Below are 24,565 nucleotides of genomic sequence, written 5' to 3'. Positions count from 1 at the left end.
CGAGCGAAGTCGAGAGTGGGGGAGGGCGGGATAAAGATGTCAGCCCATCGTAAGCGGGCGACGCCAGAGCCATCACGGCGGCTCCGCGTCGGGGAACCTTCGCGCCGCCTCAGTCGTCCTTCCGCTTGTACCCCCGCAGCAGGAACCACGCGGTCAGCGCACACCCCAGCATCATCACGACCAGGACGATCCGGAGCAGATCCCCGGAGCCTTGCTGCTCGGCGGCGTTCGCGGCCTCGCCGAACCAGGCGGCCGCGGGGTTGTGCTCCATGGCGTGGAACTCCTTCGCTGTAGTGCCCGTCCACGGTAGCGCCGCCTAGGCTGGGCTCTGCTTCGGGGGCGCAAAGGGCCGCACAAGGGTCCGCAAAGGGCCACTCACACGCACTGGGGGGACTGCATGTCCGACGGGCACGAGCAGAACGGCCACGAGAACGTACCGAGCAGGCAGCGCAGGCGCTTCCCGGGGATCTCCTCGCGTGCGTACGAACACCCCGCCGACCGCTCCGCCCTGGTGGCGCTGCGCAAGCTGAGCGGTTTCGACACGGTCTTCAAGGCGCTCAGCGGTCTGCTGCCCGAGCGCAGCCTGCGCCTGCTGTTCCTGTCCGACTCGGTGCGTGTGTCCGACGAGCAGTTCGCGCACCTCAACGTCATGCTGCGGGACGCCTGTTACATCCTGGACCTGGAGAAGGTCCCGCCGATGTACGTCAACCAGGACCCGCAGCCGAACGCGATGTGCATCGGCCTGGACGAGCCGATCATCGTCGTCACCACGGGCCTCGTCGAGCTGCTGGACGAGGAGGAGATGCGGGCGGTCGTCGGACACGAGGTGGGGCACGCGCTGTCCGGCCACTCCGTCTACCGGACCATCCTGCTGTTCCTGACCAGCCTCGCCCTCCGGGTCGCCTGGATCCCGCTCGGGAACCTCGCGATCATGGCGATCGTGACCGCGCTGCGCGAGTGGTTCCGCAAGTCGGAGCTGTCCGCGGACCGCGCCGGTCTGCTGGTCGGCCAGGACCTCAGGGCCTCCATGCGCGGCCTGATGAAGCTCGCCGGCGGCAACCATCTGCACGAGATGAACGTGGACTCGTTCCTGAAGCAGGCCGACGAGTACGAGGCCGGGGGCGACCTGCGGGACTCCGTGCTGAAGATCCTCAATGTGCTGCCGCGTACCCACCCGTTCACCACCGTCCGGGCGGCCGAGCTGAAGAAGTGGTCCGAGTCCCGCGACTTCCAGCGGCTCATGGACGGCCACTACCCGCGGCGCAGTGAGGACAAGGACACCTCGGTCACGGACTCGTTCCGCGAGTCGGCGGCGAGCTACGCGAGCAACGTCAAGGGCTCCAAGGACCCGCTGATGAAGCTGGTCAGCGACATAGCCGGCGGGGCGGGAGACCTGGGCGGCCGGGTGCGGCGCGGCTTCGGCGGCTTCGCGAGCCCGGCCCCGAAGGATCAGCCGGACGACCAGCCCCCGACCGACCAGCCCCCGACGGACACCCCGCCGCGCGGCGACGACTGAGGTACGGCCGCAAAGGCCCGCGGTGCTGCCATCCGGGGCTTGTGGGCGCCGCCCGCCCCCGTACCCCCGAGGGGTTCACACCTTCGGTTGTGCGCTGGTCGCCAGGGACCCGCACAGCGCCGGGGCGCTGCCCGTCGCGTAGGGGTCCGTACCGGCCGGGCCGCCCGCCTTCGCGGTCTGGCCCGCGAGCAGCGGACGCAGGCGGTTCGTGGAGTCCTCGGCGCAGGACAGCGGCCCGGCCTGTACGTAGGAGACGACGAGCTGGGCGGTGTGCAGCCGCAGGTCCTCGCGGTCGAAGCGGAAGTGCAGCTCACGCCGGACGGTGAACAGCGAGGCCTCCGCCCCGGCGGCGGCACCGGCGGGGCGCAGCGCGTAGACGAAGGTGTGGTCCGCGGTGACCTCCAGCGTGGCGGAGTCGGTCTCGGCGGCCTGCAGGGAGCCCTGGACGCGAATCCTCCGGTCGGCCAGCTCGGCAGCGGCGGAGTCGAAGCGAACCAGCCATCCGGTGGGCGCGTGCCTGCCGTCGGCGGTGGGCTGGGCGAAACTCTGGTCGAACTGGTCGAGTTGGTCGGTGTCCAGCAGGACGCGCACGGGGCGGACCTGCTCGCCGGTGAGGATGCCCGGGTCGAGCGAGGAGCGGACCAAGTAGTCCTTGGCGGTGGTCAGGGCGGTCACCACCTGGCTGTCGGAGAAGTGCGCGGTGCGACGCGAGGCCGGCAGCGGGATCCCCTCGGCGCCGACGCGGTACTGCGCGGCGGGGCTGTGCGCGTACAGGTACTCGGGGTCGGTGTGTCCGGGCACCTTGCCCTGCGGGGCGAGCGGGATCACGGTCATGCGCAGGGGCTCGACGGGCTGCCGGGCGGCTGGACTCTGGTAGGGATGGCGGACGCCCATGTAGATCGCGGTGCCGAAGGCGAGAGCGATCAGCAGGACCAGGACCAGGGCCTGCCGGGAGAGCCCGCGGCGCAGGGGCGGCCTACGGCGTACGGCGGGCGCGTGGTCGGCGATGCGTTCCTGGGCGGAGAACTCCTGGAGGCGGGCAGCCCGAACAAACGATTCGTCGAAGACGACGGACCGGTACTCGTCCTCGCCACCTCCGGGGCTGCCCTCGGGTGCACCGTCAGGTGGTTCTCCAGGCCCTCCCATACCTTCAGAGTAGGTCGCCGGAAGGTCAGGTAAACGCCCTGGTACACGACAACTTCTGACAGGTTCTCACCGGGAAGCGGCCAGGACCGGCCGGTGGGCGCTCAGGGCGTGCGCGGTTCGGCGGGCACGGCGGGCCGGGAGTAGTCGGCGGATGCGGACGGTGCCGCCGCGGTGCCCTGCTCCAGCCCGGTCGACGCTGGTGCCGGGACCTGGTCCCGGCCGCCGGAGGAGGCACTCCGGTAGACCGCCGCGAAGGCCAGTGCCACCATGCCGATCCCCATCACGATCGCGAGCAGCCAAGCGATGGGGCGGTGCCAGCGGACCTGTTTGCCGTACGTCCCGGAGGTGCCGTAGCGGCCTTCGAGGATGTCGCTGTCGTCCAGGTCGTCGAGGTCCGGATCATGACCGAAACCGCTGGGGTCGTCGGGGCCGAACCCGTCCTCGTAGCGCTCGCCCCTGCCGAGGGCCGCTCGGCGGGCCTCGGCCTCGGATGCCTCCGCTCTCGCCTGCGCGGCGGCCAGGAGGCGCTCCACGGCGGTCGGCTCGTGCACCACGGCCGCCCGTACGAAGGCCTCGTCGAAGACCACGGAGGCGAACTCTTCGTCCGACACCCCGCGGTCGTGGTCGTCGTCGGGCTCCCAGCCGTCAGGGAACGGCGAACCCCCCACGTCCTCCGGCACGGATCCAGAGTAGACCGGAGGGGTCAATTTGGGCAGACGGTATGGAAATTCATCCGGTGGGTGAGACGCCGTTCCCGCGGCACCGGCATATGCGCACGGCGCATGCCATACGCATATGCCCTTCAATGCCGACCCCTGCGCGCCTCAGCGCCGCACGTGCCCGTCCCCGGTGACGATGTACTTCGTGCTGGTCAGCTCCGGCAGACCCATCGGGCCCCGGGCGTGCAGCTTCTGTGTGGAGATGCCGATCTCCGCGCCGAAGCCGAACTGGCCGCCGTCCGTGAACCGGGTGGAGGCGTTGACCGCGACCGTCGTGGAGTCGACCAACTGGGTGAATCGGCGGGCGGCCTGCTGCGAGGTGGTGACGATGGCCTCGGTGTGGCCGGAGGTCCACAGCCGGATGTGCTCGACGGCCTTGTCCAGGGAGTCCACCACCGCGGCGGCGATGTCGTAGGACAGGTACTCCGTCTCCCAGTCCTCCGGGGTGGCCTCGACGACCGTCGCCTTGGAGTCCTTGGCGTACGCCAGCACCCGCTCGTCGGCGTGCACCGTCACGCCCGCCTCGGCGAGGGCGTCCAGGGCCCGGGGCAGGAACGCGGGGGCGATGTCCTGGTGCACGAGGAGGGTCTCGGCGGCGTTGCAGACGCTGACCCGGTGCGCCTTGGAGTTGATCAGGATGTCGATCGCCATGTCGAGGTCGGCGTGCGCGTCGACGTAGACGTGGCAGTTGCCGGTGCCGGTCTCGATGACCGGGACGGTGGACTCGGCGACCACGGTCCGGATCAGCGAGGCTCCACCCCGCGGGATCAGCACGTCCACCAGGCCACGGGCGCGCATCAGCTCGCGCACGCTCTCGCGGCTCTCGCCCGGCACCAGTTGCACCGCGTCGGCGGGCAGCCCGGCCCCGCCCACGGCGTCCCGGACCACCTTCACCAGGGCGCTGTTCGACTCGTACGCCGAGGCCGAGCCACGCAGCAGGACCGCGTTGCCCGACTTCAGGCAGAGGGCGGCGGCGTCGACGGTGACGTTCGGACGGGCCTCGTAGATGATCCCGACGACGCCGAGGGGCACCCGGACCTGGCGCAGGTCGATCCCGTTGGGGAGGGTCGAGCCGCGTACGACCTCGCCGACCGGGTCGGGCAGCGCGACCACGTCCCGCACGTCCGAGGCGATGGCCCGCACCCGCTCCGGGGTCAGGGTCAGGCGGTCGATGATCGCTTCGCTGGTGCCGGCCTCTCGGGCCTTGGCGATGTCCCGGGCGTTGGCCTCGACGATCTCGCTCGTACGGACCTCCAGCGCGTCCGCGACGGCGAGCAGCGCGTCGTCCTTCTCGCCCCGCGGGAGCGGCGCGAGGTCGGCGGCGGCGGCTTTGGCCCGGTAGGCGGCCCGGGTGACCGGGGACATGGAGTCGTACGGCGAGAGCGTGGTCATGGGGAAAGCGTAGTGCGCCGGACGGGTGCGTTCACCGCTCATCCCACCCCCCGAGACAAGCCCCGCAGACCTCGCAGACCCCTCGAAACGGGTGCGCCCCGGGGGACGCGACCGTCAGTCCGTGGAGCACGCCGGTCAGAAGGGGTGAACGCCCACCGGTGTCGCCGGCGCCGGACCGTACCCCTTGGAGATGCGCTGGTGGTAGGTCTGGCGGTCGATGACCTCCAAGCCGACGATCTCCCACGGCGGGAGCCCCGCGGTCTGCCGGTGCTCACCCCACAGCCGCAGGGCGACGGCCGCCGCGTCGTGCAGGTCGCGGGCCTCCTCCCAGTACCGGATCTCGGCGTGGTCGTTCGCGTATCTGCTGGTCAGAAGGAAGGGGTGGTCGTGGGCGAGCTGTTCGAGGGCACGCCGTACCTCGGTGATCGGTGCCTCGCCGCCGGAGACGCTCAAGGTGACGTGCCACAGACGCGGCAGGTCCTCGGGATCGCCCTCGTAGCGGGCGTCGGTCGCGACGCTCGTCAGGGCACGCTCATCGCCGACCACGCGCGCGGACGTGCCCGCGGCGCCACCGCCGCGGGACGCCGCTGCCCCTGTCCCAGGGCGCACTCGTCTCACGACGGCCTCCTTTACGCACGGAACGACCCGGGGGTCGGTCGGCTTGTGTCCCTGAGTCAAAGTTGAGCAGGCCGCAAGGGCTCGCGTGGCGGTTTTGCGGAACGTCCACCTCAGGGCGACGACCTTCCCGGGTCGTTCACCCCGTTTTCGGGTGCGGTGATCAGGGGTGCAGGATCACCAGGTCGTCCCGGTGGACGACTTCGCGCTCGTACGCCGGACCCAGCTCGCGGGCGAGTTCCCGGGTCGAGCGGCCGATCAGCCGGGGGATCTCCCTGGCGTCGAAGTTGACGAGCCCGCGGGCCACCGCGTGACCCTCGCCGTCCCGCAGTTCGACGGGGTCTCCGGCGGTGAACTCGCCCTCGACGGACGCGATGCCGGCCGGCAGCAGCGACGTGCGCCGGTCGACGACCGCCGACACGGCGCCGTCGTCCAGGACCAGCGCGCCCTGCGGGGTGGACGCGTGCTGAAGCCACAGCAGCCGGTCCGCGGAGCGCTTGCCGGCCGGGTGGAAGTAGGTGCCGGTGTCACCGCCGGACAGCGCGTCGGCCGCGTGGACGGCGCTGGTGAGGACCACCGGGATGCCGGCCGCGGCCGCGATCCGGGCGGCCTCGACCTTGGTGACCATGCCGCCGGTGCCGACGCCGGCCTTTCCGGCGCTGCCGATGTCCACTCCGGCCAGGTCGGCGGGCCCCCGCACCTCCGCTATCCGCGAGGTGCCGGGCCTGCTGGGGTCGCCGTCGTACACGCCGTCCACGTCCGAGAGCAGGACCAGCAGGTCGGCGTGGACGAGATGGGCGACGAGGGCGGCGAGCCGGTCGTTGTCGCCGAAGCGGATCTCGTCCGTGGCGACGGTGTCGTTCTCGTTGACGATCGGCAGCGCGCCCATCGCCAGCAATTTGTCGAGCGTGCGGGAGGCGTTGCGGTGGTGGGCGCGGCGGCTCATGTCGTCGCTGGTCAGCAACACCTGGCCGACCCGGACGCCGTAGCGGGCGCAGGAGGCGGTGTAGCGGGCCACCAGCAGCCCCTGGCCGACGCTGGCGGCGGCCTGCTGACGGGCCAGGTCCTTGGGGCGACGGCGCAGGCCCAACGGGGCGAGCCCCGCGGCGATGGCGCCGGAGGAGACCAGGACGATCTCCTTCTCACCCCCGCTGCGGCTCTTGGCCAGGACGTCGACGAGCGCGTCGACCCGGTCGGCGTCCAGTCCGCCGGAGGCGGTGGTCAGCGACGAGGAGCCCACCTTGACGACGATCCTGCGGGCCTCGCTCACGGCCTGCCTTGCCCCTGCCACGTGCTGTCCGTCCCCTCGCGTCACTCCCGGTACCCGCCCGCAATGTACGCGAAGGGGACCCGGTGACGCGCGTCAGTTCCGGTCCCCGGACAGCCGTGCGTGACGCCCCGGTCACCCACCGGGCGGGCCGGGCGGGAACCCCTCGGTCCCGTGGGAGGCGGCGGCCGTCGCCGAGGCGTCCGGTCACGCGCGTGTCGTCCCGTGGTCGACGCGCGTTAACCGGTCGTCCGCCATGCGATGACCTTGGAGTGACCGCAGTGCTCACACGTCTACCCCGTCGACGGCTTTCGGCGAGGACGCGCCGGCGGTGGCCCGCCGTGCGGCTCCCCCGCCGCCAGACCACGGCCAGGGCGCTCACCGCGGCCGTTCTCGTCGCCGCGTTCGCCGCCCAGGCCGCGGCGGCCCTGCGCCCGCACATCCCGCTGCTGCTCGCCGCGACGACCGTCTCACTGGCCGTGGAGGGCGTCCTGTCCCGCTGGCAGCGGGACCTGCTCTCGCTGTTCGCGAAGTCGCACGCGGATCTCACCGTGCGGCACGTGCTGCGCGACCTGCTGCTGGTCGTCGGCCTGCTGCGGGTCGGCGAGCAGGACCGGGAGACGGCGTACGCGCCCCTCATCGCGGGACTGCTCGTCTTCTACGCGCTGCACTGCGCGATCCAGGCGGTCTCCGTACTGGTCCGTCGCACCCGCACCCTGCCCGTCCTCACCCGCAACATCGACGCCCGCGCGCTGCGCCTGACTCCCGCGCCGCCCGCGTTGCTGGGCCGCGCCGGCCACCGGCTGCCCGCCTTCGGCCTCCCGTCGACGGCCGGCCTGCTGGCCACCGCGGCGACCGGCGAGCCGCGCTGTGCGGGCCTGGGTGTCGCCGTGTCCCTGGGGCTCGCGCTGATGGGCCTGTACGAGCTTCTCGTACGGCTGCTGCCGAGCCGCCGTCCGGCGGGCGAGCAGGAGGTCCTCGACTGGTTCGACGCATGGCTGGCGGAGTACCGGCCGACCGTGGGCCTGTACTTCTCCGGCGGGGCGTCCTCGGCGTACCAGGCGAACATGTGGCTGGAACCGCTCGCGAAGCTGGGGGGCCGGCCGCTGATCGTGCTGCGTGAGCGGTTCATGGTGCAGAAGATCGCGGCGACGGACGTGCCGATCGTCTGTCTGCCGAAGGTGTCCACGCTGCTGCGGCTGGAACAGTCGACGCTCCAGGTCCTCATCCACCCGTCGAACTCCGGGAAGACGTCCCAGGTGCTGCGCATCCCCAGCCTCAAGCACACCTTCGTCAACCACGGCGAGAGCGACAAGCTGTCGTCCTGCAACCCGTACGCGAAGGCGTACGACGAGGTGTGGGTGGCGGGGCCGGCGGCGCGTGAACGGTACGCGCAGGCCGAGGTGGGTGTGGAGGACAAGGACGTGGTGGAGATCGGCCGCCCGCAGCTGGACGCCGTACGGCCGTACACGGGCCCGCCCACCGGGACGTACCTGACCGTTCTGTACGCGCCCACCTGGGAGGGCTGGGACGGCAATCCCGGGAACACGTCGGTGATCGCGGCCGGCGAGAACCTCGTACGGGCGCTGCTCGCCGATCCGGGGGTGCGGCTGCTGTACAAGCCGCATCCGCTGACCGGGTCGGTGGACTCGCGGGCGGGCGCGGCGGACCTCAGGATCCGGGAGCTGGTCCGGGCGGCGAACCGGGAGCGGTCGGGTGAGCGGCCGCCCGCCGACGGCGAACTCGCGCGGTACGCCCGGGAGTTGGACCGCCTCACCACCGCCTCCTTCCGGGCCGGTGCCGATCAGGTCGAGCGGATGCTGGCGCAGTCGGTGCCCGAGCCGGGGCGGGCGGAGGCGGTGGCGCGGGCCACGGCGGCCTGGGAGGAGGCGTACTGGGGCTCGCTGCCGGAGTGGGAGCACCAGGTCGTCACGGAGGCACGGCCCGCGCTGTACGCCTGCTTCAACCGGGCCGACCTGCTGGTCAGTGACGTGTCGAGTGTGGTGAGCGACTTCCTGGCGAGCGGGAAGCCGTACGCGGTGGCCAACACCAGCGGTCTGCCGGAGGACGCGTTCCGCAGGGCCTTCCCGACGGCGGGCGCGGCGACCGTGCTGACCCCGGACGCGGCCGGGGTGCCGCGGCTGCTTGCGGCGGTACGGCATCCCGAGCGGGACGAACTGGCGGGCGCCCGAGCCGCGTTGAAGAAGCGGCTGCTGGGCCCGGACGAGCCGACCGCCCAGGCCCGCTTCAACGAGGCGGTACGCGCGCTGTGTTCGGCGGCACGGGACCACCGGGCCCGGATGGCGGAACGCCTGGCCGCGGAGATCCCCGCCCCGCGCAAGGAGGCCGCCACCGGTCAGGCGGCCGCCACGGGTCAGTAGGCCCGCCGGTCGCCTCAGGGGCGCGGGGAACTGCGCGAGCAAGCACGAAGCACCCGCAGCCGCCGACGAAACGGACGACACCCCGCGCCCCCGCCCCTGTGCGCCGCGCCGCCCGCAGGTCACGCCGCGGCGGCTCGTCCGCCTGACGCGCCGGGGCGGGTGGACAGGACCCGGCGGGCCTTGCGGGCCGCGCGGCGCAGGAAGGCGTCGAGCGGGTCCTCCCGGTAGCCCGGGAAGAGACGGGCCTCACGGGCTTCGGCGCGGTACACCGAGTCGGGTATGCCCGCCTGGGCGTCGCGGAAGTAGGGGTAGTCCAGGTAGAGGCGGCGGCCCTTCCTCTCCAGGACCGCGGGGGCCTGCGTCTTGGCGCGGACGAACTTCACGACCTCTTCCAGGAGATCGGGGCGCCCGGCCGCCACCAGGTGCAGTCGCAGCCGCTCATGGACCCTGAGCCGGCGGGCGATGTCGTCGTTCCAGTACGCGTCCATCAGCGGCTTCGCCAGTTCGAACTTGCGGCGCCGCACGTCGTCGCCGTCCTTGAGGAACTGCGGGCCGAACTGCGGCAGCAGCGTGACCAGGAAGGGCCGGACCATGAGCATGTCCCGCTTGGGCCCCGGGGGGAGCAGCTCCGCGAGCAGGGCCATCAGGGCGCGCGCGGAGTCGAAGCGCAGGCTGTACCCCCCGCTCCTGGTCACGTGTTTGCCGTCCGCACGGCCCACCAGGTAGTAGCAGGTGTGGTCGGCGAGCACGGAGACGCCGTCCGCCCGCAGGTACGCCTCCATCGTGAACAGCGCGTCCTCGCCGGTCCACAGCGACTCGTCGAACCGCATGCCGTGACGTTCCAGCAGCTCACGGCGGAACAACTTCTGCGCGCTCAGCGTGAACTTGATGTTGGAGGAGAAGACGTCGGTGCGGCCCACCGTCTCGCCCCACATCGACTTCGGCGCACTGCGGTTGACGCCCTCGACCTTCCCGAGGACGACGTCCGTGCCGTTCTCGTCGGCCATGGCGACCATCCGCTCCAGGGCCTGGGGGCCGAGCCGGTCATCGGCGTCGAGGAAGAAGACGTAGCGCCCGGCCGCCTTGCCGAGACCGACGTTGCGCGGGCCGCTCGGGCCGCCCGAGTTGTCCTGCCGGATCACGGTGACCGGCATCGCGGCGCGGGCCGCGAACTCCTCCAGGTACTCCCCCGTACCGTCCGTCGAACCGTCGTCGACGGCGATGACCTCGATACGCGTCCGGTCGATGGTCTGAGCCTCCACGGACGCCAGGCACTCGACCAGATAGGGCATCGCTTCGTACGCCCCGATGATCACAGTCACATCAGGCTGCGCAACGGTCACTCTTCCCCCTAGTCACGAAAATTTCCCCCGGTATCACCTCAGCGGCAACCTGCTAGACGGACAGCCACAGGAACCGGTTGCTTCCTCACCGGGCGCCCGTGATCCACTTCACAGGGCCTCTCCGAACACCCCTACATACGCGGCAGGGCCCGGTTTTTCGAGGATCACTCCTCGAAAAACCGGGCCCTGTCGTCCGTGACACCGGATCGGCGTCCGTCAGGCGGTCAGACCGTCAGGCAGTCACGCCGTCAGTCGGTCACACCCTCAGGCGGTACACCGTCACGCGATCATGTCGTCCGCCTCGCCGGTCGCCGGCGTCGGCTGGGCGAGCATCGCGTCGGCCAGTCCCTCGTCGGCCCCCGCCGCTCCGGCCGCCCTGCGTGAGTCCTGACCGACGTTGCGTGCCTCGGCCTTGAGCGCGAGGTTCGCCACCGCGGTGTTGAACTGCTCGATGGATGTCGGCTCGTCCGGGCCCAGCAGGTACTGCTTCAGCTCGCTGCGGTCCTCGGCCAGCGGATCAGCCTCGGGGGTGCGGACCGCCTCCAGCAGGTCACCCAGCTCGGCCGCGCTGTTGGACAGGATCACCGCGGCACGCACCGCCGTGTTCTGCCGCTTGAACTCCTCCACGCCCAGCTCGGCGGAGTCCGTGACCGCGTACGGCTTGCCGCTCGCGATGAAGTCGGAGACCACGCTGGAGATGTCGGAGACCATCGCGTCGGAGACGTTGAAGCAGTCGTACAGGCGCGGCTGGGCGCCCGTGATGACCCGGTGCTCCCAGACCGGGAAGGAACGCCAGTAGGCGTCGTTCCACTCGGCCCGCAGCCGGGCGATCTCCTCGTGCTTCTTGACGTCGACCAGACCGTCACGGGTGGCCTCGGCCTCGTCGCCCTTCTCGTCCCGGGTGCCGACCAGCTCGGCGATCCGGGCGTCGATCCGGGTCAGGTCCGCCTTGGCCTTGGCCTGGGCGGCCGCGTCGGAGGTGAAGCGCGGGTCCGCGGCCCGGTCGGCGGTGGCCTTCCCGACCAGGGCCTTGATCCGCTGGTGGGCGGCCTTGGCCTGGGCGCTGCGGGTGCCGGTGAACGGGTGCGGCTTGTACAGGACACGGACCGGCGGGTCGGCGTTGATCAGCGTCTTCACGATGTTCTCGCCGGCCAGCAGGATGGAGGTGTTGCCGGGGTTGTCGTCCCAGCCCTCCCAGGTGGGCGCGTACAGGACCGTGGGGAAGCCTCCGTCGGCGGCCTCGCCACCGGGGGCCCCGGCGCCGCCCTGCCAGGTCTGGATCGGCGCCAGCTGCGGGCGGCCGACCTCGACGATGTCGTCGTCGCGGACACCGACGTCGGCGATGGCGTAGCGGTCGCGGCCCGCGCGGCCCGCGGTCCACACCTCGTCGTAGACCTTGCTGAACGGGTTGACGCTGGCCAGCTTGTCGCTGTCGCCGTGGCCGATGAAGACGTGCTTCATCGTGGGGACGCGCAGCATGTGGATGTTCTTGCCGACGTTCGCCGCGTACATCGCGACCCGTACGGTCGCCAGGTCCATGTTCATCAGGTGCACCCCTCCGGGCACGCAGATGACGGGGACCGTGGTGGGCGCCAGGTTCTGCAGGATGGCCCGCTCACGCAGGATGATCAGCGGCGTGGAGTCCAGCTGCTCCATGGTCTCCAGCCACATGTTGACCTGGTAGGCGGAGTCCTTGGAGCCGGAGAAGTACAGCACCGTCTCAGGCCGGTACTCGCGCAGCCAGCCGTCGATCGCGGCCAGGACCTTCTCGGCGTTCGGCGGGACCTTGCGGCCGCGTACGTACGGCATCAGCGCGAGGACGTACACGGTGCCGAGGACCAGCGTGGCGCCGATGCCGATGAAGCCGGCCACGGCCGAGTCCAGCTGCGCTGACACGAGTATGCCGATCACGGCCGCGAGGTCGAGGTGGAGCATCTTCTCGGCGGAGCGGTTCAGCAGGCGCTTCGGCGGGGCGTCCGGGATGCGGATGCGGGCGGCCAGGTCGATGTTGCGGGTGGCCACCGGCATCCGTCGCCGGTTGCGGATCAGCGTCACCAGGGCGCCGTGCGGTGCCTGGAGACCGTAGAACGCGATGAAGCAGGCAGTGGCCCCGTAGAAGACCAGGCTGTCCGAGAGGGCGAGCCGGGCCAGCAGCAGGATCAGCAGGAGTTGCCTGATCAAAAAGCGGATCGACAGCCCCGCGCGCACCTTGCTGAGGCGGTTGATCAGATAGCTGCCCTTGCGGTGCAGATAGTGGTCCGCCAGGTACGTCACGGCGGCCGCGGCCGCGAAGGCGGGAACGCTCGGGACGAGCGCGGCCAGCATGAGTACGGGGTAGCCCGCAATCATGAGGACCGCCGCGGCCAGCTGGGCCGCGCTGCCCACCCGGGCGACGCGAATAGCGGTGGATATCACGGAGAACCTGCTCTGGGAGGGGTGCCGGTTGCCATTGCCGAAAAGGTCCGGAAAACGAATGGTGAAGACTCCGGGATTTTACGGCTCAGGCCCCTGCGAATGCGCCGTGAACGGGCAGCCGCAGAGGCCTGAACAACAGAGGACTATTTGCCGTTGATTATGCCATGCCGTCCTGGCGGTCCAGGACACTGGCCAGCGCCGCCTCGAAGCCGGAGGCCTGGCCGGCCGCCGCCGTCGGGTCCTGCTGGCGGACGTCGATGACATGACCGGTCAGCTCGGAGAGCAGCACGTCGAGCGAGGTGCGGGCGACCGCCTCGGAGGACAGCAGGCTGCCCGTCGGCTCCTGGCCGAAGGCCTTGGTGCGCATCGGCGTGGCGGTGCGCTCCGGGTTCACGCAGTTCACCCGGATGCCGTCACCGGCCCACTCGTCGGACAGGGCCTGGGTGAGGTTCACCATGGCGGCCTTGGTCGAGGAGTAGAGGCTGTACTCGGCGCGCCCGCGGGTGTAGCTGCTGGAGGTGTACAGCAGCAGCTGGCCCTTGGTCTCGGCGAGGTACTTGTACGACGACCGGGCGATCTGCACCGGGGCCAGGTAGTTGACCTTCAGCGCTTCCTCGATGGTCGCGTTGTCGGTCTCCGCCAGCTTGCCGATGCGCAGCACACCCGCGGTGTTGACGACGTAGTCGATGCGCCCGGTCTCGCCGTACGCCTTGGACAGCGCGTCGTCGACCTCCTCGGGGTTCTCGACGTGGGTGCCGGTGGTGGAGCGGCCGAGCGCGTACACCTTGGCGCCGTAGGACTCGGCGAGTGCCGCGATGTCCTTGCCGATGCCGTAGGAACCGCCGAAGACGACGACCGTCTTGCCGGTCAGCAGCTCGCGGTAGAGCTCCTCGCCCTTCTGCTCGGGCGTGGCGGTGGAGGCCAGCTGGAACAGCTTGTCGGCGATGAAGACGTCGACCGGCTGGGTGACCTTCATGTTGTACTCGTCGCCCGCCACGACGTGGATCGGCACGTCCGGCAGGTACTTGAGCACGACGGAGCAGTCGTCGGTGGCCTGGAAGTTGGGGTCGCCGGCGGCGACCTCGTAGGCCCGCTTGATCGTGGACAGCTTGAACGCCTGGGGCGTCTGGCCGCGGCGCAGCCGGGAGCGGTCCGGGATCTCGGTGATGAACTCGCCGTCCTCGCCGTGCGTGCGCGTGACGATGATGGTGTCCGCGGACGGGATGGCGACGTCGACGGCCTGGAAACGCTCCAGCGCGACGACGCAGTCGTCGATGACGCGGCGCGACAGCAGGGGGCGTACGGCGTCGTGGAACAGGACGTTGAGGTCCTCGCCGTCCGCCAGCCCCTCGCCCAGGGCGGTGATGGCGCGCTCGGTCGTCTCGTTCCGGGTGGAGCCGCCCTCGATGATCTTCTTGACCTTCTTGAACCCGGCCTTGGCGACGATCTTCTCGATGTCCGGCACATAGCCCGGCGCCATCAGCACGATGATGTCGTCGATCGAGTCGGCCTTCTCGAAGGTCGTCAGGGTGTGCTCGATGACTGCCTTGCCGGCGATCTTCAGCAGCTGCTTGGGAATCGACAGACCCACGCGCTGGCCGGTGCCACCGGCCAGGATCACTGCGGTGGTACGGGGCTTGGCTATGTGCTGTGACACAGGTTGACCTACCTTGGGGCGACAGGGAACGTGGAAATGGTCCCACCCCGGGTTACCGCTGTGCAAGGTGAGCGCCGTTCGCTGCATATGTGCACGCAACCCGACATTCACCTTGACCTGCTGGTGATTGGGTGGGGCCGTTCCGCCGGACGGGTGACGGCCCGGGAATTGCTGTGAGTAACTCCACAGGCGCCAGTCATTGCGGAGCGTAACACCCGTCACCTGGATACCGTCGCAGCTTCGCCGCGCGGCGGTGAGCGCACACCCGAATGGGGTCAGCGATCAGAGGGTTCCCCGAGGAATTCCTTGTCAAGATTTCGCAGCATTTCGGTCTCGGCGAGGTAAGGGAACGGTTCGCCGCACCCTGAACCGGCCTCAGGAGCCTGGGACACGGACGAGTCCCAGGCTCCGGTCAGACCGCTTTCGTGGATCCGGGTCACACCAGACGGACGCCGGGCCTTCCCGCGTCGACCCGCAGCCTGGCCAGCGCGCTGGGCGTGGACTGCGGCGTGAGCACCGTGTCGACGACCCTGACCCGGGCGTCGATGCGGTCGCTGCGGATGTCGAAGAGGTGGTAGCCGCGGTGGGCGTCGAGCAGCTTCCAGTGCGGGTTGTCCGCCATGCGCGGGTCCCACTCCTTGTGGAAGGCCGCCTGGTCCTGGTCGCCGTTGCTGGAGATGGAGGTACCGACGAACTCGGCGCCGACGACCGGGGACTTCGCCGCTGCGTAGTCCTGCTTGAGGTCGCTGATCATCGTCAGATGCCGGTCACCGCTGAGCACGACCGGGTTGCGGACGCCCCTGAACTCCGTCAGCAGGGCGTTGCGTTCGGCCTGGTAGCCGTCCCAGGCGTCGTAGTACCAGAGCTTGCCCTCGCCGATCTGCAGGTCGGTCTCGGCCATCATGATCTGAGAGGCGATCAGGTTCCACCGGGCGGGTGAGCGGCGCAGTCCGTCGAGCAGCCACTGCTTCTGCCGGGCACCCAGCATCGTCAGCTTCGGATCCTGGGCACCGGCCTGGCTGGTCGCCTGGTCGCTGCGGAACTGCCGGGTGTCCAGCACGTTGAGCCGGACCAGGCGGCCGAACTCCAGGCGGCGGTACATCCGGATGTGCGGCCCGTCGGGCACGGCCGTCGCACGCACCGGCATGTGCTCGTAGAACGCCTGGTAGGCGGCGGTGAGCCGGGCCACGAACGCGTCGTGCGTCTGCTTGTCCGGGTCCTGCGGGATCTCGCCGGCGAAGTCGTTGTCGACCTCGTGGTCGTCGAAGGTGACCACGAAGGGCGCGTTGGCGTGCATCTTCGCGAGGTCGGGGTCGCTGCGGTACTGGGCGTACCGGTTGCGGTACTGGGTGAGGCTGTACGGCTCACCGGAGCCCTCGTGCCGCCGTACGGCCGTCGCCGAGGGCGCCGACTCGTAGATGTAGTCGCCGACGAACAGGACGACGTCGGGGTCCTGGGCCAGCATGTCGGCGTACGGCGTGAAGTAGCCGTGCTGCCAGTTCTGGCAGGACGCGAGCGCGACCCGCAGGCTGCCGCCGGAGTTGGTCGCGGCGGGGGCGGTGCGGGTGCGGCCGGTGCTCGAGAGCTGGCCGGCGGCGCGGAAGCGGTACCAGTACGCCCGGCCCGCACGCAGCCCCCGTACATCGACGTGAACGCTGTGCCCGTACGTGGGCTGGGCCTGAGCGGTGCCCCGGCGTACGACCTTCCGGAAGCGCTCGTCCTCGGCGACCTCCCACTGCACGGGCACGGTGGCGTCCGGCATGCCGCCGCCGTTCAGCGGGTCGGGAGCGAGCCGTGTCCAGATCACCACGGCGTCCGGCAGCGGGTCGCCGGAGGCGACACCGAGACTGAACACACCGTCAGGGAGCTTGGCCTCGGCCGCGCGGGCGGTCCCCGGCAGCCAGAGCTGGGCGGAGGCCGCGGCGCCGAGTACGGCGGCGCCACCGGTCAGGAATCTGCGTCGGTCGGGCGATACTGCTCCGGTCATCGGGCGAACTCCCCTGCCTCGCTTGCCTCTTGGACCTTTGGAAACTCGCCCGCCGGGCGGTCCGCTCGCTGAACACAACCCTTCGCGTACATGACATATAAGATGACAACAGAAGACCCGTTGCGACAGTGGGACCACACGGTGAACGTTAGTTGGTCGCAACGGGTCTTACGAGTCGTCAGTTGACGTTTCGTCGGCTTTGTTCAGCCGACGGGTATATCCGGTTCGTCTGACTTGATCGGCCGTCCGGGTGCCGCGTCGGCGGCGGCCCGCACGTCGGGTGCTCCGCTCAGTAGGCGAACCCCGAGCCGAGCCGTGCCTTCGCCGCGACGGTGCCGAGGGTGCCGGCGCCGAAGGTGAACGAGTTCGTCGCCGTGATGCCGGACGCCGTCGACCTGAACACCCACACCGATCCGGCGTTCGCGTTCTCGCCGGTGGCGCCGACCGCGAGTTCGGCGCGGCCGTCGTGGTTGGCGTCCAGGAGACGGGTGCTCCAGCCGAAGAGGTCGTTGTTCTCCGCCGTGCCGGGCACCCCGTCGGTGTCCTGGCTGAAGGACTGGGCGCCGGTGCCGGTCAGGCCCGATGCGCCACCGCGCAGCACGACCACGCTGCCGGCCTCGGTCACCCCGTCGAAGTCCTCTCCGGGCACGCCCGCCGCTACGTCCGCGTAGCCGTCGCCGTTGACGTCGGCGACCGACACGTCTGCGCCGAAGGTGTCGCCCTGCTCGGCGGCGCCCGGGACGCCGGCGCTGTCCTGGTTGAGGTAGGTCACCTTCGCGCCGGCGGGACCGCTCGCGCCGCCGGGCACGACGGCGATACGGCCGCCCTTGGGGATCGGCGTCATGAGGTCGCTGTCGTAACCGTCCCTGCGGCCCACCACGATGTCGTCGTAGCCGTCCGCGTTCACGTCGCCCAGGTCGAGGGACTCGCCGCCCTGCAGCCGCTGCCCGTTGGCGCCGGCGACCCACACGCCCTGCTTGAGGCCGTCCGGGGTGCCCTGCCAGTAGGTGATGCGGCGGGCGTCGCCCTCGTCGCCGTCGTGCATGGTCCCGACGACGTCGTCGACGCCGTCGCCGTTCACGTCACCGGCGGCCAGGTCCAGGAAGCGCGGGTCGGAGTCGTCGGTGACGACCTGCTCGCCGCCGTTGGTGGCGCCGTCCCGCCCGAACGGCCCCTTGACCACACGGAGTTTGTAGTTGCCCTCGACGGCCACCAGGTCCGCCGCCCCGTCACCGTCGATGTCGCCGACCGTGAGCGCGCCGTGCGAGCCGAGTTCGGCCCACGAACCGCCGTCGTCGCGGCCGGTGGCCAGCGAGGAGCTCGCCGAGAGCCCCTGGGCGCCGCCCCATATGACCTGCACATAGCCGGAGTTGTCGCCCCCGGCCACGGTGTCCTCGCCGCCCACGCCGACGACCAGGTCCGCGTAGCCGTCCTGGTCCAGGTCGTCGGTGGCGAGCGCGCCGGCGAACTGGTCGTCCGTCTCCGCGGCGCCCGGGACACCGGCCGTGTTCTGGCTGAACACCTGCTTGGTCGAGGTCTTCAGTCCGTCCGCCGAGCCGTACATCACGGCCACGTACCCGGCCTTGGTCTTGCCGTCGACGGTCGCGTCGGGCGCGGCCACCGCGAGGTCCGCGTAGCCGTCACCGTTGAAGTCGTCCTGCGGCCGGGACACGGAGGCGGCGGTGGAGGTGGCGTCGGCGGCGGAGGCGGTCACCGGGGCGATGACGGCCATGGTGACGGTGACGGCGGCCGCGAGTGCGAGCCCTCCGCCGATCCTGCGCTTGCTCATGGTGCTCCTGTGATCAGGTGGTACGGGTGGGGGGACGCGCGGTAGCCGCCCGGCGGGGTGCGCAAGGAGCAAGCACCGTACGCCGTGGCCCCGGCGGCGGCATCGGAGCGCGGTACCCGGACCGAGCCGGGGTACGCGTTCTCCACGACCGCCGTGACAACCGGCTCCGCCAGACCGTCACCGTCCCGTCGATCACGGCACATCGGCCGCTGGGAGCGGAAACAGGGGCGGGCACATCGACTCCGGCTGTCGGAAGGGCTGCTGACGGCGGAGAGGTTCAAGATCCTCATCCGCACTGCCCAGTACGACGAGCCTGAGCGGCGGTTGGTTGCCCTTCCGTATGCCGAAGCTTTCCCTGGAGTTGACCCACCCTTCCAAGTCGCCCCGAGGCGAGCGCCGCGGCCGGCACCAGTGCCGCGGCGGGGGCGGTTTCCCCTAGAAGGCTTTTTCCCTTAGAACGGCTCGAAGTCGTCGTACTCCTGCGTCGCCTCGTCGCGTTCCGCCTGCTTGTCGCGGCGTCGCTGCGCGGCGGGCCGGGGCTCCTCGAAGCGGTGGTCCTCGCCGCGGCGGCCCAGCATCTCGGCGCCGGACATCATCGTCGGCTCCCAGTCGAAGACGACCGCGTTGTCCTCGGGACCGATCGCGACACCGTCGCCGGACCGGGCGCCCGCCTTCATCAACTCCTCTTCCACACCGAGGCGGTTGAGCCGGTCGGCGAGGTAGCCGACAGCCTCGTCGTTGTTGAAGTCGGTCTGCCGCACCCAGCGTTCGGGCTTCTCGCCCCGCACCCGGAACAGTCCGTCGGCCTCCGGCGTGACGGTGAAGCCGGCGTCGTCCACGGCCTTGGGCCGGATGACGATCCGGGTCGCCTCCTCCTTGGGCTTGGCGGCCCGCGACTTGGCGACCAGCTCGGCCAGCCCGAACGACAGCTCCTTCAGCCCCATGTGTGCCACGGCCGACACCTCGAAGACCCGGTAGCCGCGCGCCTCCAGGTCCGGCCGCACCATCTCGGCGAGGTCCTTGCCGTCCGGTACGTCGATCTTGTTCAGGACGACGATGCGGGGGCGGTTGTCGAGGCCGCCGTACTCACGCAGCTCGGCCTCGATGATGTCCAGGTCGGAGACCGGGTCACGGTCGGACTCCAGGGTCGCCGTGTCCAGTACGTGCACGAGCACGCTGCACCGCTCCACGTGCCGCAGGAACTCCAGGCCGAGTCCCTTGCCCTGGCTGGCGCCCGGGATGAGTCCGGGCACGTCGGCGATCGTGTAGACGGTCGAACCGGCCGTGACGACGCCCAGGTTGGGCACCAGGGTGGTGAACGGGTAGTCCGCGATCTTCGGCTTGGCGGCGCTCAGCACGGAGATGAGGGACGACTTGCCGGCGCTCGGGTAGCCCACCAGCGCCACATCGGCGACCGTCTTCAGCTCCAGGACGATGTCCTGAAGGCCACCCGGCTCGCCGAGCAGCGCGAACCCGGGCGCCTTGCGGCGGGCGGAGGCCAGCGCCGCGTTGCCGAGCCCGCCCCGGCCGCCCTGCGCGGCGACGTACGACGTCCCCTGGCCCACCATGTCGGCGAGCACGTTGCCGGCCTTGTCCAGGACGACGGTGCCGTCCGGGACCGGCAGCACCAGGTCCTGGCCGTCCTTGCCGGAGCGGTTGCCGCCCTCACCGGGCTTGCCGCTGGTGGCCTTGCGGTGCGGGGAGTGGTGGTAGTCGAGCAGCGTGGTGACGGACTGGTCGACGGTGAGGATCACGTCGCCGCCGCGTCCGCCGTTGCCGCCGTCGGGCCCGCCCAGCGGCTTGAACTTCTCACGGTGGACGGAGGCACAGCCGTGGCCTCCGTTACCCGCGGCGACGTGCAGCTCGACGCGGTCCACGAAGGTGGTCATGGGATGTGCCTCCAGTTACGTACGGGATTGTTCTTGGATCAACACGCGAAAGGCGGACCCGCTTCCCGTGGAGGGAAGTGAGGTCCGCCTCGCGAAAGCTTCCGATCAGGCGACCGGAACGATGTTCACGACCTTGCGGCCACGGTGGGTGCCGAACTGCACCGAGCCGGGCAGCAGCGCGAACAGCGTGTCGTCGCCGCCACGGCCGACGCCCGCGCCGGGGTGGAAGTGGGTGCCGCGCTGGCGGACCAGGATCTCACCCGCGTTGACGACCTGACCGCCGAAGCGCTTCACGCCGAGCCGCTGGGCATTCGAGTCGCGACCGTTCCGGGTGGACGATGCGCCCTTCTTGTGTGCCATCTCTCCTCAGTCCCTTACTTCGCAGCCGCGGGGATCTCAGTGACCTTGATCGCCGTGTACTGCTGGCGGTGGCCCTGACGACGGCGGTAGCCGGTCTTGTTCTTGTAGCGAAGGATGTCGATCTTCACACCCTTGTGGTGGTCCACGACCTCGGCCTGGACCTTGATGCCGGCCAGCACCCACGGGTCGCTGGTCACAGCGTCGCCGTCGACAACGAGCAGGGTCGAGAGCTCGACCGTGTCGCCAACCTTGGCAGTGGAAATCTTGTCAACCTCAACGATGTCGCCGACAGCAACCTTGTGCTGGCGACCACCGCTGCGCACGATGGCGTACACGCGGATCTCACTCTCTCGCTCGGGAACGGCACCCCCGCAGTCCAGCCACCCGGCACGCGGACGGCCTCTCCGGAGCACCCAGTGCCCTGGAGGATGAGGTTTACGGGGATGTGGCACGTCTAGGGACACGCCGACGGTCCAGGTTACGGGGCCGTGGCCGAAGGGGTCAAACCAGGTCCGGGTACGGGGCGGGCGGCCGGCCGTACCCGGATGTCCCCGGTTTCAGCCGCCGAGGCTCTCCCGGTAGGCCACGCACTCCTCGTAGGAGGGCAGCAGACCCTGCTCCTGAGCCTGGGCCAGGGTGGGTGCCTGCTCGTCCTTGGCGGAGAGCTGCGGGGTGAGGTCCGCGGGCCAGTCGATGCCGAGGGCCGGGTCCAGCGGGTGGATGCCGTGCTCGCGCTCGGGTGCGTACCCCTCGGAGCAGAGGTAGACCACGGTGGCGTCCTCGGTGAGCGCCATGAAGCCGTGCCCGAGTCCCTCGGAGAGGTAGACCGCGTGGTGGTCCCGGTCGTCCAGGCGGACCGCCTCCCACTGGCCGAAGGTGGGCGAGCCGGTCCGGATGTCCACGATCACGTCGAGCACCGCGCCGCGCACACACTTGACGTACTTGGCCTGGCCGGGCGGCACGTCGGCGAAGTGGATGCCGCGCAGGGTGCCCCGGCTGGAGACTGACATGTTGGCCTGGGCCAGGCTGAACCGGTGGCCGGCCGCCTCGGTGAAGACCGGGGCCTTGAACCACTCGTGGAAGCTGCCCCGGCCGTCGGGGAAGACCTTCGGTTCGTGCACCCAGGCGCCGGAAATCGAAAGAGGTCGCATCTCGGGGTCCTCAGCTCTTCTTCTGCTGGTTGGTCAGGGCACGCTTGAGGCGCCCGGCGGCCCGGCGCCACAACGGACGCGGCGGGGCGGCCTGTTGCACGGCGGGCTTGACCGAGGGGGTGTGCCGGTCGATCACCTCGGCGGTGCCGTCGGCGTCCACCACCACGTCGATCGGGAGCCGGGTCCAGTGTGCCCCGCCCCGGGCGGGCGACGGCACACCGATCCGGACGGCCCAGCGCTGCCCGGTGATCTTCTCCAGTGGCAGCGGGGCGCTCACGGTACGGCCGTCCACCACGGCGTCGGCGGGGAACTTGCCCACGTTCTTGCGCTCGAAGCGCAGCAGCACCGGGTCGGAGGCGCCCGCCGTGACGTGCAGCGGCAGCGGGAGGCGGACGGTGGAGCCGTCGACCACGGCCGCCGCCGGGTTCATCAGGGCCACCGCCTCCCGCTCCAGCTTGGCGGTGTGCTGGTCGACGTCGAGGGAAAGGTTGCCCGGCCCGTCGGTCCAGTACGGCAGGACCAGCCGCCTCGGCTCACCGGTGAGCGCGGCCAGGCGCCCGGCCTCCACGTCCTCGCCCCGCACCGCGCCGATCCGGGTCTCCTTGCTCCAGCCGCAGGATCTGATGCGCAGGTGCAGGTCCCAGATGCCCTTGGCCAGGGGCGCGCCCGCGGCCGCGGTCTCCGGGTCGAGCACGGCGCGTGCGGTGATCTGCTGGCGGAACGAGCCCTGCTCGGCGTCCAGCCGGTGCGGTTCGCTGTCCAGCGGGAGGTAGTACTGGGTGGCGTCGTCGCGGTGCCGGACCACCAGGTCCACACCGCTGCCGCCCACCGGGGCGTCGAGGGTGATGCCCTGACCGGCCAGCGCCTCCAGCGACTTCTCGGAGAGCGGCAGGCCGAGCAGATCGCGGTCGCCGTCCCGGCGGAACGTCATCGGCTTGCCGTCGACCTCGTACTCGGCGCTGAAGCCGATATTCAGCGCGCCGTTCTCCCAGGCCAGGGAGGTCAGGCGGCCGGTGGGTCGGATCCCGGCCTCCCAGCGGGCGAGCGCGCGGACGTCCTGGTAGAGGTCGGCGGCGACCAGACCGGCGACCACCCGCTGGGTGGGGGCGACACAGGCGAACACGCCCGGTCCGAAGCGTTCGGTGACGACGCCGCGGATCTCCCGGTAGAGCTCCTCGGCGTAGTCCTCGGGGAGTTTGAGGAGTCGGTTGCCGCGCAGCCGCTCGACCATCTCGACCCGCAGCCAGCGGCTGTACAGCTTGTCGCGCAGCGGACCGGGCTCGGTGAGTTCCTCGACCACGTCGAGGGCCTCACGGAGGTTGCCGAAGTAGCCGGCCGGGTCGAAGCGCTGGAAGCCGGCGTTGGAGCCGTCGTCGCGGGTGATGTGGTAGTAGCACAGGTAGTCCCCGAGGACGGCGACGCTCTTCGCCCGGAGGTACGCCTCGACGACGAAGACGTGGTCCTCCAGTCGGCGGCGGCCTTCCTTGAAGCGGATGTCGTGCTCGTTCAGGAACTCCCGGCGGAACATCTTGTGCGGGGTGAGGCTGTCGATCAGCGGCGCGTTCTCCACCGTGGCGCGCGGCCGGTTGACCCGGAACAGCTCCTGCGGGACCGGGCGGCCGATGCCCGCCATCTTGCCGACGACCACGTCGGCCTCGTTCGCCGTGCCGTAGTCGTACATCCGCTCCAGGGCCTCGTCGCCGAGCCAGTCGTCGTGGTCGACGAACATCACGTACTCGCCCCGGGCGGCCGCGATGCCGGTGTTGCGGGGGCGGCCGGACCAGCCGGAGGACTCCTGGTGGATGACGTGGAGATGCGGGTGCTCGGCCGCCAGCTGGTCCAGGCGGGCGGGCGTCTCGTCGGTGGAGCCGTCGTCGACGAACAAGACCTCGAACTCGTCGGGGGTGAGGCTCTGACGCAACAGGGACGAGACGCAGTCCTCGACGTACTTGCCGGGGTTGTAGACCGCGATGACGACGCTGACCTTGACCGTCACGCCGGATTCTCCTTCGTCTGGGCCCGGTGGATCTCCGGGAACGCCTCGGTGAGGGCCGCGCGCCAGTCGCGCAGCGGCTCGATCCCGGCCGCGCGGAAGCGGTCGTGGCCGAGGACGCTGTAGGTCGGTCGGGGGGCGGGACGGGTGAATGCCTCGCTGGTGGTGGGGCGGACCCGGTCCGGGTCGGTGCCGAGCAGGCGGAAGATCTCCCGGGTGAGGCCGTACCAGGTGGTCTCGCCGGAGCTGGTGCCGTGGTAGATCCCGGCCGGGGCGGTGCCGGCCAGGGCGCCGCGGCCCAGGGCGAGCAGCAGGCCCGCCAGGTCGGCGCTCCAGGTGGGCTGGCCGCGCTGGTCGTCCACGACGTCCACGGTCTCCCGCTCGTCCGCCAGCCGGATCATGGTGCGGACGAAGTTGGGGCCGCCCGCGCCGTACAGCCAGGCGGTGCGGATCACGTGGCCGAGGTCCGGGAGGGTCTTCAGGACGGCCTGCTCGCCGGCGAGCTTGGTGCGGCCGTACGCGCTGCGCGGGGCGGTGGGGGCGTCCTCGGCGTACGGCGTGGTGGCGTCGCCGGCGAAGACGTAGTCGGTGGAGACGTGGAGCAGGACGGAGCCGGTGCGGGCGCAGGCCTGTGCGAGATGGGCCGGGCCGTCGGCGTTGACGCGGTGTGCGTCGTCCTCGCGGGTCTCGACGTCGTCCACGGCGGTCCAGGCCGCGCAGTTGACGACCACGGCGGGGCGGTGACGCTCCAGGGCCCGCTGTACGGCCGCCGGGTCGGTGAGGTCCAGCGCCGCGCGGTCCAGCGCGACGGAGGGCTCGCCCTCGGCGGCCAGCGCGGCCAGCACGTCCTGGCCGAGCATGCCGCCCGCTCCGGTGACCAGCCAGCCGGCCGGGGCGCTTGCCTGTTCCCGTGTCGAGTTCATGCCTCTTCTTCTCTTCTGTTGT

General features: G+C 70.8%; 19 protein-coding genes. 2 read left to right on the top strand and 17 right to left on the bottom strand.

Annotated features, from left to right (window positions below; genetic code table 11):
- Window positions 1–109: 109 nt before the first annotated feature.
- Window positions 110–271, bottom strand: coding sequence for a hypothetical protein (locus ACFYRY_RS09420; protein ID WP_389141863.1), 162 nt, complete (start codon window positions 269–271; stop codon window positions 110–112).
- Between the two features lie 126 nt (window positions 272–397).
- On the opposite strand from ACFYRY_RS09420, the gene ACFYRY_RS09415 reads away from it, so the two are divergent.
- Window positions 398–1,516, top strand: coding sequence for a M48 family metallopeptidase (locus ACFYRY_RS09415; protein WP_389141861.1), 1,119 nt, complete (start codon window positions 398–400; stop codon window positions 1,514–1,516).
- 75 nt (window positions 1,517–1,591) lie between these two features.
- On the opposite strand, the gene ACFYRY_RS09410 is transcribed toward ACFYRY_RS09415, so the two are convergent.
- The 5 genes from ACFYRY_RS09410 to proB all read right to left on the bottom strand — a co-directional run bounded on the left by ACFYRY_RS09410 (window position 1,592) and on the right by proB (window position 6,658).
- Window positions 1,592–2,662, bottom strand: coding sequence for a hypothetical protein (locus ACFYRY_RS09410; protein WP_389141859.1), 1,071 nt, complete (start codon window positions 2,660–2,662; stop codon window positions 1,592–1,594).
- A 101-nt stretch (window positions 2,663–2,763) separates the two neighbouring features.
- On the bottom strand, window positions 2,764–3,369 hold the full coding sequence (locus tag ACFYRY_RS09405; RefSeq protein WP_389141857.1) for a hypothetical protein: 606 nt from the start codon (window positions 3,367–3,369) through the stop codon (window positions 2,764–2,766).
- Window positions 3,370–3,486: 117 nt separating this feature from the next.
- Window positions 3,487–4,773 (bottom strand): glutamate-5-semialdehyde dehydrogenase, encoded by a 1,287-nt coding sequence (locus ACFYRY_RS09400; protein WP_389141855.1) that lies wholly within the window; start codon window positions 4,771–4,773, stop codon window positions 3,487–3,489.
- A gap of 135 nt (window positions 4,774–4,908) precedes the next feature.
- The gene (locus ACFYRY_RS09395; RefSeq protein ID WP_389143694.1) at window positions 4,909–5,382 is read right to left on the bottom strand and encodes a hypothetical protein; all 474 of its coding nucleotides are present in this window, start codon (window positions 5,380–5,382) and stop codon (window positions 4,909–4,911) included.
- A 169-nt stretch (window positions 5,383–5,551) separates the two neighbouring features.
- Window positions 5,552–6,658, bottom strand: coding sequence for a glutamate 5-kinase (gene proB / locus ACFYRY_RS09390; RefSeq protein ID WP_389143691.1), 1,107 nt, complete (start codon window positions 6,656–6,658; stop codon window positions 5,552–5,554).
- Between the two features lie 338 nt (window positions 6,659–6,996).
- Between proB and ACFYRY_RS09385 the strand changes: the two genes are divergently transcribed.
- A complete protein-coding gene (locus ACFYRY_RS09385; RefSeq protein WP_389141853.1) occupies window positions 6,997–9,036 on the top strand; it encodes a hypothetical protein in 2,040 nt (679 codons plus the stop codon).
- 119 nt (window positions 9,037–9,155) lie between these two features.
- Here ACFYRY_RS09385 and ACFYRY_RS09380 read toward each other — a convergent pair whose 3' ends face one another.
- From ACFYRY_RS09380 to rfbD, 11 genes are all read right to left on the bottom strand, one after another.
- Window positions 9,156–10,379: a glycosyltransferase family 2 protein gene (locus tag ACFYRY_RS09380; protein WP_389141851.1), complete on the bottom strand. Its 1,224-nt coding sequence runs from the start codon at window positions 10,377–10,379 to the stop codon at window positions 9,156–9,158.
- A 279-nt stretch (window positions 10,380–10,658) separates the two neighbouring features.
- The gene (locus tag ACFYRY_RS09375) at window positions 10,659–12,794 is read right to left on the bottom strand and encodes a hypothetical protein (RefSeq protein WP_389141849.1); all 2,136 of its coding nucleotides are present in this window, start codon (window positions 12,792–12,794) and stop codon (window positions 10,659–10,661) included.
- Between the two features lie 157 nt (window positions 12,795–12,951).
- Window positions 12,952–14,451: an SDR family NAD(P)-dependent oxidoreductase gene (locus ACFYRY_RS09370; protein ID WP_389141847.1), complete on the bottom strand. Its 1,500-nt coding sequence runs from the start codon at window positions 14,449–14,451 to the stop codon at window positions 12,952–12,954.
- Between the two features lie 436 nt (window positions 14,452–14,887).
- Complete coding sequence (locus ACFYRY_RS09365; protein ID WP_389141845.1) at window positions 14,888–16,438, bottom strand: alkaline phosphatase D family protein; 1,551 nt, start codon at window positions 16,436–16,438, stop codon at window positions 14,888–14,890.
- 289 nt (window positions 16,439–16,727) lie between these two features.
- Entirely contained in the window at window positions 16,728–18,227 is a 1,500-nt protein-coding gene (locus tag ACFYRY_RS09360) for an FG-GAP and VCBS repeat-containing protein (protein WP_389141843.1), read from the bottom strand.
- Between the two features lie 452 nt (window positions 18,228–18,679).
- Window positions 18,680–20,116: a GTPase ObgE gene (gene obgE / locus ACFYRY_RS09355; protein ID WP_389141841.1), complete on the bottom strand. Its 1,437-nt coding sequence runs from the start codon at window positions 20,114–20,116 to the stop codon at window positions 18,680–18,682.
- A gap of 105 nt (window positions 20,117–20,221) precedes the next feature.
- Window positions 20,222–20,476, bottom strand: coding sequence for a 50S ribosomal protein L27 (rpmA, locus tag ACFYRY_RS09350; protein WP_356769802.1), 255 nt, complete (start codon window positions 20,474–20,476; stop codon window positions 20,222–20,224).
- A 14-nt stretch (window positions 20,477–20,490) separates the two neighbouring features.
- Entirely contained in the window at window positions 20,491–20,811 is a 321-nt protein-coding gene (gene rplU / locus ACFYRY_RS09345; RefSeq protein WP_007381993.1) for a 50S ribosomal protein L21, read from the bottom strand.
- A 222-nt stretch (window positions 20,812–21,033) separates the two neighbouring features.
- A complete protein-coding gene (gene rfbC / locus ACFYRY_RS09340) occupies window positions 21,034–21,627 on the bottom strand; it encodes a dTDP-4-dehydrorhamnose 3,5-epimerase (RefSeq protein WP_389141838.1) in 594 nt (197 codons plus the stop codon).
- Between the two features lie 10 nt (window positions 21,628–21,637).
- Complete coding sequence (locus ACFYRY_RS09335) at window positions 21,638–23,623, bottom strand: glycosyltransferase family 2 protein (RefSeq protein WP_389141836.1); 1,986 nt, start codon at window positions 23,621–23,623, stop codon at window positions 21,638–21,640.
- Window positions 23,620–24,543, bottom strand: coding sequence for a dTDP-4-dehydrorhamnose reductase (gene rfbD, locus ACFYRY_RS09330; RefSeq protein ID WP_389141834.1), 924 nt, complete (start codon window positions 24,541–24,543; stop codon window positions 23,620–23,622). Before rfbD ends, ACFYRY_RS09335 begins: the two co-directional genes overlap by 4 nt.
- Window positions 24,544–24,565 lie beyond the last annotated feature (22 nt).

Source organism: Streptomyces sp. NPDC005263, assembly GCF_042872365.1.
In the GTDB taxonomy this organism is placed as follows: Bacteria; Actinomycetota; Actinomycetes; order Streptomycetales; family Streptomycetaceae; genus Streptomyces.
The sequence above is the reverse complement of the archived record's forward strand: the minus strand, read 5'-3'. Positions and strand labels throughout refer to the sequence as shown.

Bases quoted from the DNA above. Each gene is read 5' to 3' on its own strand.
- ACFYRY_RS09420 (WP_389141863.1), bottom strand. From the start codon at position 271: ATGGAGCACAACCCCGCGGCCGCCTGGTTCGGCGAGGCCGCGAACGCC.
- ACFYRY_RS09410 (WP_389141859.1), bottom strand. From the start codon at position 2,662: ATGGGAGGGCCTGGAGAACCACCTGACGGTGCACCCGAGGGCAGCCCC.
- rfbD (WP_389141834.1), bottom strand. From the start codon at position 24,543: ATGAACTCGACACGGGAACAGGCAAGCGCCCCGGCCGGCTGGCTGGTC.
- ACFYRY_RS09415 (WP_389141861.1), top strand. From the start codon at position 398: ATGTCCGACGGGCACGAGCAGAACGGCCACGAGAACGTACCGAGCAGG.
- rpmA (WP_356769802.1), bottom strand. From the start codon at position 20,476: ATGGCACACAAGAAGGGCGCATCGTCCACCCGGAACGGTCGCGACTCG.
- rfbC (WP_389141838.1), bottom strand. From the start codon at position 21,627: ATGCGACCTCTTTCGATTTCCGGCGCCTGGGTGCACGAACCGAAGGTC.
- ACFYRY_RS09365 (WP_389141845.1), bottom strand. From the start codon at position 16,438: ATGACCGGAGCAGTATCGCCCGACCGACGCAGATTCCTGACCGGTGGC.
- ACFYRY_RS09360 (WP_389141843.1), bottom strand. From the start codon at position 18,227: ATGAGCAAGCGCAGGATCGGCGGAGGGCTCGCACTCGCGGCCGCCGTC.
- ACFYRY_RS09400 (WP_389141855.1), bottom strand. From the start codon at position 4,773: ATGACCACGCTCTCGCCGTACGACTCCATGTCCCCGGTCACCCGGGCC.
- obgE (WP_389141841.1), bottom strand. From the start codon at position 20,116: ATGACCACCTTCGTGGACCGCGTCGAGCTGCACGTCGCCGCGGGTAAC.